This window comes from Candidatus Rickettsia colombianensi, assembly GCF_003664375.1.
Lineage (GTDB): Bacteria > Pseudomonadota > Alphaproteobacteria > Rickettsiales > Rickettsiaceae > Rickettsia > Rickettsia tamurae.
Window position 1 is genome coordinate 160,562 of sequence record NZ_RAQN01000009.1, and the last position, 16,456, is coordinate 177,017.

A 16,456-nucleotide genomic window follows, 5' to 3' on the forward strand; every position below is an offset into this window, starting at 1 on the left:
TATATAATACTCTATTTTAATACTTACAATTAACGAATCAATTTAATATCAGCATTATTTAATTTTAATTCTGCCCATATTTTATCTGCGGTATATATAGGAACTTGTAGTTTGATACCTAAAGTAATACACGCTCGATCACCGAGTGATAAGCCTTTGGGTTGGGTGTATGGTTGTAATTGGGCTGTATGAGCGGCTTGCTCTAGATCAAATGGAATAATAGACGGTATTATTTCTGTAACTAAGGTGTAAGCTGTATCCATAGTAATTTTCATACGTTGCAATGAAGTTAATACTTCTGTAATATTTACTGTAGACATACAAGAAAATTGTATCAAAGGCTTAACTATTGTGCTACCTGGTTCATTTTGTAGTAAGGCTAAAAGTGCTGAAGTATCAAGTACTACTCTATTACTCATGACTTGCTTCTAAACGTCTTGATTTTATTAATTCATCTACAAGAGAGATTCTTTCTCCTGTAGAATCAGTGTAATTTTTTACCATTGCTTGTAGTTCAGCTAGAGCTTGATTTGGGGTTGTAATATAGATTATATTTTCTTTCATATGTAATACTATATCATCACCTGGTAGTAGGTGAAGATTCTGACGGAATGATGCAGGAATAACAATTCTGCCACCTTCTCCAAGTTTAGTACGCATAGTTTGCATAAATTACCATTTTGTCATATTACTTTAATTATGTCATAGTTTCTAACTATTACCCTAACCTAAGGTTTTTGTCAAATAATATTAGCAATTTATATTAATATGTCAAATTGCATATAGATAAATACTTTTTAATGAGGATTATTTAAATCTTCATAATAATCGCGCATTGCTTCTCTATTAGCAGGAATATTATTATTAGATTCCTCTATATCTTGTTTGGGAATAAAAAGAGAAAAAATTTTACTAATTTTAATTATTACTTCATGTAAATTCATATTTTATTCTCCTCAAAATAACAAATCAATTAGAAATGTTCACAGAGCTTAGTATCAATTTTTTCTTTATTATTCTTTTCTTTTTGTATTTTCTTTCTTCTTTGTAAATTCTTTTTTAAAGCAGTTGATAAGTTATTAAATTTAGCTGCCGGTTTGGCTATTGAAGTTTTTTTTTTGGTATCTTCGGTAGATGACATAAATAATTATCTTTTCACATTAGCATTATTATATTATATTATGAATATTTTGGAAAATAAAACTATAAATAATCTATGAATCAAAGTAATATAATCTCTCCTGAGTTACTGGATGAAAGAAAAAATATTGCAAGGCAAGGGGGCGGTGAAGCTAGGATCAACGCACAACATCAAAAAGGTAAGTTAACTGCACGAGAACGCATAGAAGTATTATTAGATCCGAATAGCTTTACCGAAACAGGTATGTTTGTATCCCATAGATGCGATAATTTGGGGATGCAGGATAAAAAGTTTTTAGGTGACGGTGTTGTAACGGGACACGGTACGATAAACGGTAGATTGGTATTTATTTATAGCCAAGATTTTACCGTACTCGGCGGCTCTCTAGGCGAATATCATGCTAAGAAAATCTGCGATATTATCGATCAAGCTATAGCAACCGGTGCTCCCGTAATCGGTATTAACGATTCAGGGGGAGCAAGAATTCAAGAAGGGGTTGATGCTCTTGCCGGATACGGTGAATTATTTCAGCGTAATGTTTTAGCTTCGGGTGTTATCCCGCAAATTACCCTAATTATGGGACCTTGTGCCGGTGGTGCGGTATATTCTCCTGCCTTAACCGATTTTATATTTATGGTTAAGAATAGCTCTTATATGTTTGTAACCGGTCCCGATGTAGTAAAAACCGTTACAGGTGAAGAAGTAAGCCAAGAAAAGCTCGGCGGTGCTAGGATGCATACCACTAAAAGCGGCGTTGTCGATCTTGCATTCAACAATGATATAGAAGCATTGCTCGAAATTCGTAAGTTCTTTAATTTCCTTCCGTCATCCAATCGTAGTCCTCTCCCTGTTCGTTCGACTGTTGATCCTGCCGATAGAGTCGATATGTCTCTTAGCACGTTAATACCTAACACTCCTAATAAGCCTTATGATATGAAAGAGCTTGTTGAGCGTATCGTTGATGAGGGAGAATTTTTTGAACTACAACCTGATTTTGCTAAGAATATCATTATTGGTTTTGGTTATATGGAAGGTTATCCGGTAGGATTTGTGGCTAATCAGCCTTTGCATTTAGCAGGATGTTTAGATATAAACGCCTCGAGAAAAGCAGCAAGATTTATTAGATTTTGCGATGCTTTCAATATTCCTATAGTAAGCCTTGTTGATGTGCCTGGATTTCTGCCTGGTACATCTCAAGAGCATGATGGTATTATTAAGCATGGGGCTAAGCTGTTATACGCTTATGCGGAAGCTACAGTGCCAAAGATTACTGTAATTACCCGTAAGGCTTACGGAGGTGCTTATATAGTTATGAACTCCAAGCATCTTAGAGGTGATATAAACTATGCTTGGTTTAATTCAGAAATCGCCGTTATGGGGGCAGAGGGAGCAGCCGAGATAATATTTAAGGAAGAATGTAAAAACCCTGAAGCTAAAAAACAAAAAATCGATGAATATAGGAAAGTAGTAACATCGCCTTTTGTTGCGGCATCTAGGGGATATTTAGATGATATTATAAGACCGCAAAATACTAGATGGCGAATATGTAAGGCATTAAATTTCCTGCGTACTAAAAAAGTAGAACTGCCTTGGAAGAAACATGATAACTTGCCGTTATAACCGTTATTCCTGTGTGGATACCAAATCGTCATTGCGAGCAGCCGTAGGCTGCAAGGCAATCTTATGAAACAATAACAAACTCCTGAGATTGCTGCGTCAAATTACTTTGTAATTTTTCTCGCGATGACAAAAACTAAAATTGTAACAAAAAACTATGAATAAACCATTATTTGATAAAATTTTAATTGCTAATCGTAGCGAAATCGCCGTTAGGATAATACGTACCTTAAAAAAGATGGGGATAAAGTCGGTTGCAGTATATTCTGAAGCAGATACAAACTCAATGTATGTGCAGCATGCAGATGAGGCTTATTATATAGGTGATTCCCCTGCAACGGAAAGTTATTTATCTATTAAAAATATTATTTCGGCGATTCGTGAAAGTGGAGCAAGTGCAGTACATCCAGGTTACGGTTTTTTATCGGAAAATCCAAATTTTGCTAATATTCTTAAAAGAGAAGGTGTTGTTTTAATAGGACCGAGTGCCGGAACTATTAAAAAAATGGGCGATAAAATTGAAGCAAAAAAGATAGCGATAGAAGCCGGAGTTAGCACCGTTCCGGGTTATATGGGAACTATAAACGATGTTAAGCAAGCGGTGGATATTGCTAAAGAGATTGGTTTTCCGGTAATAGTAAAAGCGGCTGCCGGCGGCGGTGGACGTGGTATGAGAGTAGTGAATAATCCCGCTGAAATGGCAAATGCTTTTGAGTCGGCAAAGCTTGAAGCAGCCAATAGTTTTAGTGATGATAGATTATTTATTGAGAAGTTAATTCAAACTCCCCGTCATATCGAAATTCAGCTAATTGCCGATCAATACGGCAATAGTGTATGTCTCGGAGAGCGGGAATGTTCAATACAGCGTCACCATCAAAAAGTAATTGAAGAAGCACCAAGTTCTTTTATTACCGAAGATATAAGGCAAGAAATGTATCGGCAGGTAATATCCTTATCTCAAAAAGTGGGATATTATTCGGCTGGTACCGTTGAGTTTATAGTAGATAGCAATAAAAATTTCTATTTTTTAGAGATGAATACTAGGTTGCAAGTCGAGCATCCTGTTACTGAGCTAATTACCGGTATAGATATCGTTGAAGAGATGATAAAAATCGCAGCCGGCGAGAAATTATCATTTACACAAGATGATGTAAAATTAAAAGGTTGGGCATTTGAATCACGAATTTGTGCCGAAAACCCAAGCCGAGGTTTCTTACCTTCTAGCGGTAGAATTATAGCTTATTCCGAACCTGCAAAGAGTCCTAATATCCGTATAGATACAGGGATTGGGCTTGGCGGTGAAGTAAGTATGTTTTATGACTCAATGATTGCGAAATTATGTACTTACGGTGAAACAAGAGAGCAGGCAATTGAAGTAATGCGTTCTGCTTTGAGTTCTTATATAATTAACGGTATTGCTCATAATATTAGTTTCTTAGAAGCGGTAATGCTACATCCACGCTTTGTTAGCGGTGATATTTCTACTGCCTTTATTCAAGAAGAATATCCTGACGGTTTTTCCGGGGCTAGTCTAACTTCAGAAGTAACTACTGTATTTTTAGCAACGGCTATTTTTATTTATATATCGGAGCAAAGACGTGCTTCTTTAATTTCCGGCAATATTAACAATCAGGCTAACAAAATAGGTACAAGGTGGGTAGTAACTATCGATGATAAACTATTCCCCGTATTAATTACACCTGTTGAAAACGGCTATAATATACGTCATGAAAGCGATAGAATATATATTCGTAGTAACTGGAATTTAGGTAATGAACTTTTTACGGCTATCATTAACGGTAAAAAGACAAATGTTAAAATTGAAAATATCAGAACCGGTTATTTATTATCGCATGCCGGTATTAGCGTAAAAGCCTTTGTACGCTCTCCTCGTATATCAGAACTTGAAGCGTTGATGGTCTCAAAAGTAGTGGTGGAAGAAAGCTCCGAACTACAAGCTCCTCTAAGCGGTCAGATTGCTGCAATAAAGGTAAAAGAAGGGCAGGAAGTGACGGCAGGACAAGAAATTATGATTTTAACTGCTATGAAAATGGAAAATCTTATTTTAGCCGAAAGAGACGGAAAAATAGCTAAAATTTTTGTTAATGAAAAGGATAATGTTGTAAGAGGGCAGGTATTATTGGAGTTTGCATAAAGTAGTTGATATCACTCCAGCATGGATAGCAAATCGTCATTGCGAGCAGCCGTAGGCTGCGTGGCAATCTCATGAAATAATAACAAACTCCTGAGATTGCTTCGTCAAAACTTATAGTTTTTCCTCGCAATGACGAATTGGGTATCTACTCAACAATACTTTACTGTCTCCGTAGGAATAACATTATTCAAGCTCAGAATTAAATATATTTTTTATATCACCGCCTAAAGGAGTTTGACTTTCACCAAGTGTATTAATTTCATCAAGTGAAAAGAATTTTGATAACAGTTTCTCCTAATCTAAAACCTGTTTTAGTTTCAATATTAGCCTCAGAAACATTTACATTATTTATGCTTTTAACTTTTCTATAATTGCTATATATTTCTTATGCTTATCATTATTATGCTTAGAAGTATCAGCTTCATGCTTAATTAATAATTTGCAAATATCTTTATATATAGGATTTTCCGGCTTATCTATAAGTGCATTTAATGCTACAAGGACTACTATACCTCTTTCTAAAATTAGAGCATTAGGATTACCATCATGCTCTAATAAAAATTTAAGCATTTCTACATACTTAAGCAGATCTTGTTCTTTAGGTGGGCTTTATTATAATTGGGTTCATAGGCTTCGATCGTACCGCATACTACTAAAGCAACAGGATCTTCTGAATAATCACCACGAGCTGTTGCACCATATTCAAACAACTTTTCTAAAATTTTGACATTAACTTTTATTATTGCGGATATAACACCTTGAGATGGGATAGCACCTTTTGTTAGGAGGTAATCCATTACATCAGTATGCTCCTCCATAGTAGCAATACTTAATATAGCACTTCCGTATACAGGATCATCAATTGTAGTATTAACATCAAACCATTTTTCTTCAATAAAATATTTAACTAAATCTAAACGACCTTGAAGAACCGCTTCATAAAGACTATCATTTTTGTTTTTCAGTTTTCAAAGAATCTCTTAGAGCTTTAAAAGAGAAGCTTTTATGCGTAATTTACCTTAAATTAATTTATAGCGTGCGTACTATAGATTAATCTAAGTAAATTACCAATATCTTAATTGATAGTAAAATAATTTACGATCTCTTAACTTTAAGTTGTATTTGATGGTTCTCTAATTCTACTTTACTTACATAATCAGGCGTGAAATTTTTAGCAAACTCGCCTAAAGTTTGTTCTTTAATAAAGTCTCCATAATTATCAATTATCTTGGATAAATCAAACTCGCTTATTATCTCAATTAAAATCCTGTCAGTTATAGAGAAATCGGCATCTTTTCGAGCCTGTTGTATGAAGCGTACAATGTCTCTTGCGTATCCTTCTTCTATTAACTCAGGTGTTAGCTCTAAATCAAGTATTAACAAGCTACTATTATTCTCAAAACTTGCTGCTCCTTTTATATGTGAATATGGTTCTAAAACTAGCTTATATTCGTCACTATTTAAGGTTTCACCGCATATAGCTAAACCGCCTGCGATAGCTTCCCACTCACCTTTTTTAGAAGCGGCTATAATCTCTTTCATTTTATGCGGCAAACGTTTACCAAGCATTGGAAAATTAATCGATAGTTTTTTGCTTGCGTAATTCTCTAGATCGTCACGATAAATTACCGCCTTAACATTAATTTCATCTTTAATTAAATCTTTAAAATCTTTAAGGTTATCATTATGTTTACTAATGATAGTTATACTAGCTAGTGGTTGCCTTACTCTGATATTTTCAGTGCTTCGGATAAACAGGCTATTACTGCAAATATCAAGCACATTATCCATAGTAGCAACTAGTTCGTGATTTATTTCAAAGTCTGAGAGAGTAGGGTAGTTGCAGAGATGTACACTAATCTCGTCATTGCGAGGCACTGATGGGGTGTCATCCCATGGTTTGATCACTGGATCCAAAAAACAACTTGTAGTGTTGTTGTTTATTGATTTACTGGATCCCGTGGTCAAGCCACGGGATGACAGAGTGTCCTCGCAATGACGTAATCCCTTATATATCGCCTCCGAAATCATAGGCACTAGTGCTGACATCGCAATAGCCATAGTTTCAAGGCATGAATACAGAGTATTATAAGCATTTTGCTTATCTGTATCTTTTTCACTTTTCCAAAATCTAGCTCTACTTCGCCTTATATACCAGTTATTCAATACTTCAAAAAATTCTAAAACTGTATGATAAGCCGTTTGCGTATCGAAATTATCTAAGCTCTCTTCAATTTTTTGTACGGCTATTTTAAGCTTGGATAATATATAAACATCAAGCACGTTTTCGGAAGCAAAATTAAGCTCGCCTTTAAGTGAATCGGCATTAGCATACATCGTAAAGAAATGGTAAGCATTCCATATAGGTTTGATAAATAGACGAAGCGTATCAAACACTATCTTACCGTCTTTATCAATTAATAGCTCCTGACCTTTAACAACGTTTGAAGATAACATCGTAACTCTTAAGGCATCTGAGCCGTATTTATCAAATAGCTCCAGCGGATCGGCGTAGTTATTAAGACGCTTTGAAAGTTTTTGACCTGTAGCATCCAAAATTACGCCGTGGCATATACAATTTAAAAATGGTGGACGATCAAATAAAGCAGTAGATAGCACCATTAAAGTATAGAACCATCCTCGTGTTTGAGCTGAATACTCAACTATAAAATCAGCCGGAAAATGATCCTCAAACCATTCTTTATTTTCAAAAGGGTAATGGGCTTGCCCATATGGCATTGAGCCGCTTTCAAACCAGCAATCAAACACGTCTTCGATTCTACGCATTGTTGATTTACCGGTTGGATCATCAGGATTGGCCCTAGTAAGTTTGTCGATAAACGGACGATGTAAATCAGTAACTTTAACTCCAAAATCTTTCTCTAATTCCTCTATAGAGCCATAAACATCTATGCGTGGATATTTTGGATCGTCTGATTTCCATACAGGCAGCGGCGTTCCCCAGAATCTATTACGGCTTATTGACCAATCACGGGCATTTTCAAGCCACTTACCGAATAAATTATCCTTAACGTGATATGGAATCCAATTTATTTGCTGATTTAATTCTACCATTCTATCTTTAAACTGTGTAACCTTTACATACCATGACGGAACAGCCTTATATATAAGAGGTGTATCTGTTCGCCAGCAATGAGGATAATTATGAATATACTGCTCGGTTTTTAGCCAATTTCCTTGCTCTTTCAGTTTGATAATTATTTTGTCATTTGCGTCAAATACTTGCAAACCCTCTAAATCAGAAATTTCTTTGGTAAACTTACCGCTATTATCAACAGGGCAAACAAGTGAGATCCCCTTTGATTCACAAAGTATTTGGTCATCTTCACCAAAGCCTGGAGCCATATGAACAACGCCCGTGCCGTCACCCTCAACCACGAAATCACCTGCAAATATCTTGAAGCTGTTTGGATGATTCTCGAAATAGTCGAATAAAGGCTTATAACTTAATCCCTGAAGCTCTGAGCCTTTAATTATCTCAAAATTTTCCTCACCGCTAAGTCCTAATTCTTTAGCATATTTAGAGACGGAAGAAGCAGCTATAATATAACAAACACCATTTTTTGGGACTAATGCATAATCTATATCACTACCGACTGCGAGGGCTAGGTTCGACGGCAATGTCCAAGGCGTAGTCGTCCAAGCGAGTATACGGTATTCTTTAAAAGATCCCGTGGTCGTAGCCACGGGATGACATAGTACAAAACTCACCGTTATTGCTTTATCTGCTCTCTCACGATAAGAATTATCAAGCCTTGTTTCAAAATTAGAAAGCGGTGTTTCGCATGCCCAAGAATAAGGCATTACCCGCATTGACGCGTATAATAGCCCTTTATTATATAGTTCTTTAAACGTCCAAAGGACGGATTCCATAAAATTCTTATCCATCGTTTTATAAGAATTTTTAAAATCCACCCATCTTGCTTGACTAATTACATATTCTTCCCAATCGCTAGCATATTTCATTACCGAAGCTCTGCAATGTGCATTAAACTTCTCTATACCGAAATTAGTTATTGCAAGACGTCCTGAAATACCAAGTTCTTTCTCTGATTGCATTTCAGCAGGTAGACCGTGGCAGTCCCAGCCAAAGCGACGCTCGACTTTCTTACCTTTTACAGTTTGGTATCTAGCATACACGTCTTTAATAAAGCCGGTAAGCAAGTGACCGTAATGCGGCAAACCGTTTGCAAAAGGTGGGCCGTCATAAAAAATAAATTCCGCCTCTCCATTCCTATCGTCAATAGATTTTTGGAATATATTATTGTCTTGCCAAAATTTTAGTATCTCTCGCTCTAAGCCTGCAAAATCAGCATTCGAACTAACTTCAGGATAATATTTAGTATTTGTCATTATTTTAGAAATTATTATAATAATTTTATCTATAATAATAGATAATGACTAAGAGATAAATACATAATTTGTACTAAACTATTTAATTTTAATGAACAAATGAAAATCAGAGAACCTTTTAACATTAATATTATTAATAAGAAAATTAATAATAACCACGCTATGTTATCTCCTATTCCGGATGTGGGAGGAATATTTTCAAAATATAAGAAAAATAATGAGCTTTCTTTTGAAGAAATAAGAGATAAAGCTTGGATAGAAAATCTTAAAGATAATTATTAGGGGAAAACAGCGGCAAATATTGAACAACAACCACAGTGGTTATCAGCAAAAGAATCAGAAAAGTTTTTTAAATGAAGCATTTAAGCTCTATAAAAATATTTTTTTGATAATTAGCGAATCAAAACAATATTGCAACTTAATTGCAAGCTAGCCCAAGCTTTATCTGCTGTATATACGGGATAATTTTTTGATAGTGCAAGAGCAAGACAAGTTCTATCACCAAGTGATAATCCTAGTTGTTTAGTTTTAGTTATTAGCTCTCCGCTTAAAAAAGCTTGCTCCTCATCAAACGGTAAAATTGTTGGAATAAGATTTGGTATTAGCTTATGTGTTTGCTCTCTTGTTAAACCTTTTCGGTCTATCAAGAATTTTACTACTTCTGCAATATTTACAGTACTAATTTTGTCCTGTCCTTTTAAGTAAAGCTATCAAGGAAGAGCTATCTAGAATTACAGATTTATCATTATGAGAAGACATTATCGAACCACAAATTAAAACTTAGAATTTTCTTTATTTGCTTCTTGATATTTCTGCTTTAAAAATTCATCAACAAATGATTCTGATTTAGAGCCATGTTGTTTAAACAATGCTTGAGCTTCTTTTACAGCCTTATGAAGAGTTACTAAATGTAGTAACTTTATTTATAATGAAAGAATCGCCGGCTTTAAGTTTCATAGCGTTTCTAATTTGATGAGGAATTAATAACCTACCGTTTTTATCAATGCTACTATGTAATTATATCACTTAATAAATTCTAAAATATAATATTATAATATACATCATAGTGTCAATTATTAATCATGTATTTATTTAAAGCCTACCAAATAATTAATATTACACAAAAATATATTTTACCCCATTTAAGTATATCTACGTAAACATTCTAACTATGGGGATATTTGAAGGATCAAGTAATTTTTTCATCTGTGAGAAAGTTTTTACTATATTTTCTACGGCAGTCTCAATAAATTTATCAGTTTCAATATAATTTTCCGATTCGTCTTGGATATAAAAAAGAATAGATGAGACATAAACCGAGAGTAATAAGCCTCTTTTGGTATAATAGTTAAAATCAAGAGATTTATCGCCGGCATAACGCCAAATAGCATCACAACTACGGAATGCAACTTGAGTGCCTTGCATTGGATTTAATGCAAAATAAGCGGCATTCTTACTATGAATAATAGGAAGCACGGTTTTGATTCTGATCTTTACGGCTAAAAATATTTTCTCTCTTATTTTTTTTGGTTCTTCTATTGTGTTTAAGCTTTCTAACATAATATTATCTAAGTAGCTTTCAAAGAATTCTACTATTTCAGATAAACCTTCCGGAAAAACTATTAAAGCATAACCTTTTGCAAAGCCGCATTTTTCTTCTGCTTCTTCGAGTAGCTTATTATTCCATTCATTAAACGGTAATAATTCTAATAAAGATTGCACGAAGCTTATTTTTTTGATATGGTGTTCTTCTTGAATGCTCATATTTTTAACCTTGACATATAACTTAATTATAGGGTATAGTTCAATAAACCACAATATCTTTTAAGGAGAGTAATTTTAGTGATACTAGTAAATGTTCACGCCGGTAATTGTGATAATACGCTTAAGAATTTTAAGAAAAAGCTACAAAGAGAGCTTTATTTTCGTAAGATGAAAGAACAGCGTTATTATGAAACACCTTCAGCGAAGCGTGTTCGTAAAGCACAAGAAGCAGCGAGAAGACAGAGAAAATTTGCTCGTAAAAAAATGTTTGATGAATAAAATTTCAAACTATTTAAATACTAAATATAAAGCTAGAAATATTAATATTTCTAGCTTTTTTGTTATGTATAGTCAATTGATTTGCATGAGGTAGCACGTTGTTCGCCCTTTCGCCTATTAATTATAGGCTCTACTCTCACGCCTGTCACCAAATGGGGCTGAATTGACTATAGGTTGCTTCGTAATTTTCCGTCATTGAGAGGAAATTGCATAGCAATTGAAGCAATCTCAGAAGCCTACGGCTGCTCGCAAAGCATTGTTGCGTGGATCAATTTCACCTCTGTCATCCCGTGGCTTGACCACGGGATCCAGTTAAAAATACTAAAATTATTAGTATTATTGTTTTTATGGACCCCGTGGTCAAGCGAACTAGGTGACACAGTGGATTTTACCGGTCCACGCAACAATGTCTGTTCGCAATGACGATTAAGTACCCACGCAGCAACGCCTCCGCAGAAATACAATAAGGTACTTCTTGAAATATTCCCAATTGACTTTTTTTATGTTATAAAGAACGGTTATAGTCATATAAACAGTATCTATGCTTAGTTATCTTAAACAAAATTTACATTCTTATTTTTCTAGTAGAATGCTGATTTTTACTTTAATAGCGGCTGCCGTTATTTTTGCCTGTGCTACTTCTTATGTGATATCTTTAGAATCGAAGAATTTTAGTACGATTATTGGATTTTTATTAGTTGATTTAGCAATTTTTTTAATTTTAGGTGTTTTACTAACTCAAAAATTTTTTACTAAAAATAATAATAATGATAGTTCTAAATTACAAAATCGTATTGTAATTGCCTTTAGTTTAGTTGCAGCTATTCCAACTATAATTGTTTCGGTATTTTCTGTTTATTTTTTTAATCTTAGTGTTCAAGCTTGGTTTGATAAGAAGATTTCTACAGTTCTTGACCAATCCGTGATAGTTGCAGAATCTTATATTGCCGAGCATAAATTACAGCTAAAAGAAACGGCTTTAGCCGTTGCTGAAGATTTAAGCGATATGTATTACGATTTAATTCACAATCCCGCTTTATTTACTAAAACACTTAATACTGAAGCAGAAATGCGTTCGCTTGATGAAGCTATAGTTTTAAACAAATCTACTAATACTATAGTAGCTAATAGTTATTTAAGTTTTTCATTATCATTTGCAACTATCCCTACACATTTAATTAAAAAAGCGGATTTAGGTGAACCGGTGGAAGTAAAATCCGATCCAACCAAAATAAGGATGCTGATTAAATTAAAAGAATATAATGATGTGTATTTATTAGTCGGTAGATTAGTAGATAATAAAATTATCGACCATGTAGATGCAACTAACGGAGCAGCTGCCGAGTATAATAGCCTTAAAAATGAAATAGATAATATACAGATTAAGTTCTCTATAATGTTTATCTTTATTGCCTTATTACTTCTTTTTGTAGCTATAAGTTTCGGGGTTATATTTACTGCTAAAATAGTAAAACCTATTAAAAAATTAGTTACTGCAACCGACAAAGTTAAAGACGGTGATTTAACGGTGCAAGTACCTGAAAATGAAGTAGATAAAGACGAAATAGGAACGCTTTATGCGGCATTTAATAGAATGATTAAGCAGCTTTCCCGCCAGCAGCGCGATTTAGTTATAGCACAGAGGGCTATGGCTTGGTCGGATGTTGCAAAAAAAGTAGCCCATGAAATCAAGAACCCGTTAACTCCTATTTTACTTGCTTCTGAAAGGCTGCTTAAGAAATTTAGTCCTGAAATTAAGGAAAGGGCAGAATTTGAAAGTTATTTAAAAATGATTATTCGCCATACTAACGATATTAAAAATATAGTATCCGAATTTGTTCTTTTTGCACGTCTTCCTGCTCCTAAATTTACGAAGAGTGAATTAGTTTATTTAGTTAAGCATATTGTTGAAGCACGTAAATTACTTAATGATAATATTTTGTATAAATTTGAGTCTAACGTAGATCAATTTGATTTTATGTGTGATGCTACCCAAATAAATCAAGTTATGATAAATTTGTTGAAAAATGCAGAAGAGTCAATAGAAGGGCGAGAATCCGGAAAAATAGAAGTTACTATAGATGCTAAAGACGATTTTATTAGTGTTATTGTAATAGATAACGGTAAAGGATTCCCGCCTGAGCTAATAGGCAAAGCTACCGAAAGCTATGTTACAACCAGCAGTAAAGGTATGGGAGTAGGGCTTGCTATAGTCAAAAGAATAGTCGAAGAACATTGCGGCATTCTAGATATAGCGAACAGAGAAGAAGAGGGAGCAATAATCGATATAAAATTCGATTTAAAAGAGCTAGATTTGAAAGTCGGACGTTCGGGAGGTTAGAATTATATCGGACAATTTTGAAAAACCCTATATGTCATTCCCGCTTCCGCGGGAATGACATATAAGCTCATCTTGTTTGAACATTTCTGAATTATGCTGTGCCATATAATTTTATAAAATTTATTGCATAAAGTAATTTTTTATGTTTATAGTGACAAAATAACTATAAATTATTTTAAGGTATTTAGTATGCTATCAAAAATTATCTCTATAATTATATTTTGTATAATAATAAATCCCGCTATTAAAGCAGATATGGATGTTAAGGATGATATTATACCAAGAAAGGCGTTATTTGCCTTATCTAAATATAAAGAATTAAATTTTAGTCCGGACGGTAAGTATATAAGTTATATAGCAGAGAAAGATAATAAATCGTATATATATAGTAGATAGTGATGGTCCTGACAATATTATAACGACCATAGATATGAAGTGCGGTAATTGTAATTATGCTTGGGGCTATAATAATCATATACTTTACTTAGAAAGAGAAGCAAGTACTAATAATAATCAGCTTTATAGTTATGATATAAAAACCAAACAAACAAAATTATTAACTCCTGATAAAAATCTTACAGCTAAGTTAATTGCCGCAAGTCCTAAAAATCCTAATGAAGTATGTGATTGGCTTAAAACAAACTGATCAAACATATTTTGATATTTATTCATTTAATCTTACTGATTACAGTAAAAAATTAGTATTGAAGAATGATAAATTTTGGAATTTTCTTTTTGATAATAATTTACAAATTTGTTTTGGGATGGCTATGAATGAGAAAGGTGAAAAAGAATATTGGCGATTTATAGATAATGAATGGCAGCTTTTTACCAAAATACCTCTTAAGGATAGTTATGATACAAAATTTTTAATTGTAATTCTCAAAATAACAGTTCTTATTTATATGATAGTCGAGACCGTGATAATATAGCTATTAAATTAGTCAATTTAGCAAACGGTAAATCAGAATTAATTGCTGAAGATGAAAAGACAGATTCTTACAGCTTTACCTCTGATCCGATTACCAATAAAGTCCAAGAGGTTATAACTAATTACGATGAACCTAAATATCGTATAATTGATAATGCTATTAGAGATGATATTAAATTCCTTGAGGTCTTAAATTTAGGGGAATTAGAAATTATGCATCGTACAGTAGATGACAAAACTTGGTTTGTAATGTTTTATAGTGATACCCGCCCTACTAAATATGATAGGAAAAACAAAGAAGTAAAACATTTATTTGCACGTTATAAAGCATTAGAGTAATATTCTCATCTCCTATGAATCCGGTAATTATTAAATCTAGGGACGGTTTAGATTTAGTTAGTTATATTACTTTCCCTAAAAATACTGAGTTAAATAAGCAAATTTATCCAAAGAATCCATTACCGTTAGTACTTTTAGTGCATGATGGACCTGATCAAAGAGATAAATGGGGTATGAACACCAATCATCAATGGCTTGCAAATTGTGGTTATGCGGTTCTAAGCGTTAATTTTAGAGGCTCGGAAGGATTCGGAAAGAAGTTTTTAAGTAGCGGTTACGAAGAATGGGGGCAGAAAATGCAAGACGATTTAATTGATGCCGTTAACTGGGCTATTAAAAATAAAATAGCCGAACCTAAAAAAATTGCTATTATGGGAGTCGGTTACGGTGGATATGCGGCACTTGCCGGATTAACTTTTACGCCTGAGCTTTTTGCTTACAGTGTGGATATTGCCGGTCCACCTAATTTAGCAACAATTTCAAATTACTTTATTCAAGATGCTCGTTTAGATAGGCTAGATAAAGTAAAATTGAGTCTTTTAGAAACGGCTGAGAAATTATACCGGTACTCTCCATTAACGCACGTTACTAATATCACAAAGCTTTTACTTGTAATGCAAGAAGCAAAAGATACAAGAGTGCCGCAAGCTGAATCGGACCAAATGGTAGAAGCAATGAACAAGCATAATATTCCGGTAACTTATACTTTATATAAAAATGAAATACATTTCTTTTTAAATGAATCAAATAAACTTTCCTTTTATGCTATTGCAGAACGGTTTTTAGCAAAACATCTCGGAGGGAGGTTTGAATCCTTTGATAATGAGGTTTTAAATAATCCTAATTTAGTATTAAACGGTAGCACTCCATCCGAAAAATTGTTAGAGGACTTGCTAAATAAATAAGCTTAAGAGCCTGTTCACGATCTTAATTTTAAAGCTAATTAAAATCTTTTTAGCTGCAAATTATAAGATTTTTTTGAAATAGGAGTACTATTCCTACAAAAATCTTATTAATTTTCGCTTAAAAATCTGTTTAGTTATCAATTAAAATAAGATTGTGAACAGGCTCTTAATAAAAAAATAAAATAATTTCAAAATTGTAGTTGACAGGTCTGATTATATTGCATATAACTACACCTAATCTAAAGCGATAAATGAAAAAAAGTCGCAGCTGTTTTTAAAAGTAAATAATTAGATATAGATAGTGACAGTAAACATGTACATATCACAAAAGTGATAATTAAACCTGTCAATTTTTTAAAGTAAAACTGACAGAATCAAACTTGAGAGTTTGATCCTGGCTCAGAACGAACGCTATCGGTATGCTTAACACATGCAAGTCGAACGGGCTAATTGGGGCTTGCTCCAATTAGTTAGTGGCAGACGGGTGAGTAACACGTGGGAATCTACCCATCAGTACGGAATAACTTTTAGAAATAAAAGCTAATACCGTATATTCTCTACGGAGGAAAGATTTATCGCTGATGGATGAGCCCGCGTCAGATTAGGTATT

Annotated in this window: 21 protein-coding genes and 1 rRNA gene; 12 read left to right on the forward strand and 10 right to left on the reverse strand. The window is 33.8% G+C overall.

The window, feature by feature from the left end; all coding sequences use genetic code 11:
* Window positions 1-29: 29 nt before the first annotated feature.
* The 4 genes from D6968_RS03360 to D6968_RS05230 form a co-directional block, all read right to left on the reverse strand.
* A complete protein-coding gene (locus tag D6968_RS03360) occupies window positions 30-419 on the reverse strand; it encodes a type II toxin-antitoxin system VapC family toxin (RefSeq protein ID WP_121543376.1) in 390 nt (129 codons plus the stop codon).
* On the reverse strand, window positions 412-669 hold the full coding sequence (locus tag D6968_RS03365) for an AbrB/MazE/SpoVT family DNA-binding domain-containing protein (RefSeq protein ID WP_032138869.1): 258 nt from the start codon (window positions 667-669) through the stop codon (window positions 412-414). The genes D6968_RS03360 and D6968_RS03365 overlap by 8 nt, the downstream gene beginning before the upstream one ends.
* A gap of 128 nt (window positions 670-797) precedes the next feature.
* On the reverse strand, window positions 798-944 hold the full coding sequence (locus tag D6968_RS05225) for a hypothetical protein (protein ID WP_177717245.1): 147 nt from the start codon (window positions 942-944) through the stop codon (window positions 798-800).
* Between the two features lie 29 nt (window positions 945-973).
* Complete coding sequence (locus D6968_RS05230) at window positions 974-1,141, reverse strand: hypothetical protein (protein ID WP_177717247.1); 168 nt, start codon at window positions 1,139-1,141, stop codon at window positions 974-976.
* 75 nt (window positions 1,142-1,216) lie between these two features.
* On the opposite strand from D6968_RS05230, the gene D6968_RS03370 reads away from it, so the two are divergent.
* A complete protein-coding gene (locus tag D6968_RS03370) occupies window positions 1,217-2,761 on the forward strand; it encodes an acyl-CoA carboxylase subunit beta (RefSeq protein ID WP_121543378.1) in 1,545 nt (514 codons plus the stop codon).
* A 154-nt stretch (window positions 2,762-2,915) separates the two neighbouring features.
* Window positions 2,916-4,913 carry an acetyl-CoA carboxylase biotin carboxylase subunit gene (locus tag D6968_RS03375; RefSeq protein ID WP_023507730.1) on the forward strand — a complete coding sequence of 666 codons (1,998 nt, stop codon included), beginning with the start codon at window positions 2,916-2,918 and terminating at the stop codon, window positions 4,911-4,913.
* A 348-nt stretch (window positions 4,914-5,261) separates the two neighbouring features.
* Here D6968_RS03375 and D6968_RS03385 read toward each other — a convergent pair whose 3' ends face one another.
* The 3 genes from D6968_RS03385 to ileS form a co-directional block, all read right to left on the reverse strand.
* Window positions 5,262-5,483 (reverse strand): hypothetical protein, encoded by a 222-nt coding sequence (locus D6968_RS03385; protein WP_121543380.1) that lies wholly within the window; start codon window positions 5,481-5,483, stop codon window positions 5,262-5,264.
* Window positions 5,484-5,485: 2 nt separating this feature from the next.
* Window positions 5,486-5,710 carry a hypothetical protein gene (locus D6968_RS03390; RefSeq protein WP_177717250.1) on the reverse strand — a complete coding sequence of 75 codons (225 nt, stop codon included), beginning with the start codon at window positions 5,708-5,710 and terminating at the stop codon, window positions 5,486-5,488.
* A gap of 298 nt (window positions 5,711-6,008) precedes the next feature.
* A complete protein-coding gene (gene ileS, locus D6968_RS03395) occupies window positions 6,009-9,287 on the reverse strand; it encodes an isoleucine--tRNA ligase (protein WP_121543384.1) in 3,279 nt (1,092 codons plus the stop codon).
* 99 nt (window positions 9,288-9,386) lie between these two features.
* Between ileS and D6968_RS05235 the strand changes: the two genes are divergently transcribed.
* Entirely contained in the window at window positions 9,387-9,569 is a 183-nt protein-coding gene (locus D6968_RS05235; protein ID WP_177717254.1) for an AbrB/MazE/SpoVT family DNA-binding domain-containing protein, read from the forward strand.
* A 110-nt stretch (window positions 9,570-9,679) separates the two neighbouring features.
* Here D6968_RS05235 and D6968_RS03405 read toward each other — a convergent pair whose 3' ends face one another.
* From D6968_RS03405 to D6968_RS03415, 3 genes are all read right to left on the reverse strand, one after another.
* Window positions 9,680-9,934 (reverse strand): PIN domain-containing protein, encoded by a 255-nt coding sequence (locus D6968_RS03405; RefSeq protein WP_245969221.1) that lies wholly within the window; start codon window positions 9,932-9,934, stop codon window positions 9,680-9,682.
* A 244-nt stretch (window positions 9,935-10,178) separates the two neighbouring features.
* Window positions 10,179-10,292, reverse strand: coding sequence for an AbrB/MazE/SpoVT family DNA-binding domain-containing protein (locus tag D6968_RS06665; protein ID WP_121543424.1), 114 nt, complete (start codon window positions 10,290-10,292; stop codon window positions 10,179-10,181).
* A 147-nt stretch (window positions 10,293-10,439) separates the two neighbouring features.
* Window positions 10,440-11,051: a COQ9 family protein gene (locus D6968_RS03415; protein WP_121543386.1), complete on the reverse strand. Its 612-nt coding sequence runs from the start codon at window positions 11,049-11,051 to the stop codon at window positions 10,440-10,442.
* A 78-nt stretch (window positions 11,052-11,129) separates the two neighbouring features.
* Here D6968_RS03415 and rpsU point away from each other — a divergent pair, with 78 nt between their 5' ends.
* The 9 genes from rpsU to D6968_RS05435 form a co-directional block, all read left to right on the forward strand.
* Window positions 11,130-11,330, forward strand: a complete 201-nt coding sequence (gene rpsU / locus D6968_RS03420; RefSeq protein ID WP_012148483.1) for a 30S ribosomal protein S21 — start codon at window positions 11,130-11,132, stop codon at window positions 11,328-11,330.
* Between the two features lie 195 nt (window positions 11,331-11,525).
* Window positions 11,526-11,753: a hypothetical protein gene (locus tag D6968_RS05240; protein WP_177717257.1), complete on the forward strand. Its 228-nt coding sequence runs from the start codon at window positions 11,526-11,528 to the stop codon at window positions 11,751-11,753.
* Window positions 11,754-11,871: 118 nt separating this feature from the next.
* A complete protein-coding gene (locus D6968_RS03430) occupies window positions 11,872-13,671 on the forward strand; it encodes a sensor histidine kinase NtrY-like (protein ID WP_121543390.1) in 1,800 nt (599 codons plus the stop codon).
* Window positions 13,672-13,860: 189 nt separating this feature from the next.
* Window positions 13,861-14,067 carry a hypothetical protein gene (locus D6968_RS05920; RefSeq protein WP_245969223.1) on the forward strand — a complete coding sequence of 69 codons (207 nt, stop codon included), beginning with the start codon at window positions 13,861-13,863 and terminating at the stop codon, window positions 14,065-14,067.
* Window positions 14,068-14,101: 34 nt separating this feature from the next.
* Complete coding sequence (locus D6968_RS05925; RefSeq protein WP_245969225.1) at window positions 14,102-14,317, forward strand: hypothetical protein; 216 nt, start codon at window positions 14,102-14,104, stop codon at window positions 14,315-14,317.
* Window positions 14,295-14,603, forward strand: coding sequence for a hypothetical protein (locus D6968_RS05930; RefSeq protein WP_245969227.1), 309 nt, complete (start codon window positions 14,295-14,297; stop codon window positions 14,601-14,603). Before D6968_RS05925 ends, D6968_RS05930 begins: the two co-directional genes overlap by 23 nt.
* Before the next feature lie 212 nt (window positions 14,604-14,815).
* Window positions 14,816-14,941, forward strand: coding sequence for a hypothetical protein (locus D6968_RS06270; protein ID WP_281269443.1), 126 nt, complete (start codon window positions 14,816-14,818; stop codon window positions 14,939-14,941).
* Between the two features lie 14 nt (window positions 14,942-14,955).
* Window positions 14,956-15,846, forward strand: a complete 891-nt coding sequence (locus tag D6968_RS05935; protein ID WP_245969229.1) for an alpha/beta hydrolase family protein — start codon at window positions 14,956-14,958, stop codon at window positions 15,844-15,846.
* Window positions 15,847-16,222: 376 nt separating this feature from the next.
* Window positions 16,223-16,456, forward strand: a 16S ribosomal RNA gene (locus D6968_RS05435); the annotation flags it as partial.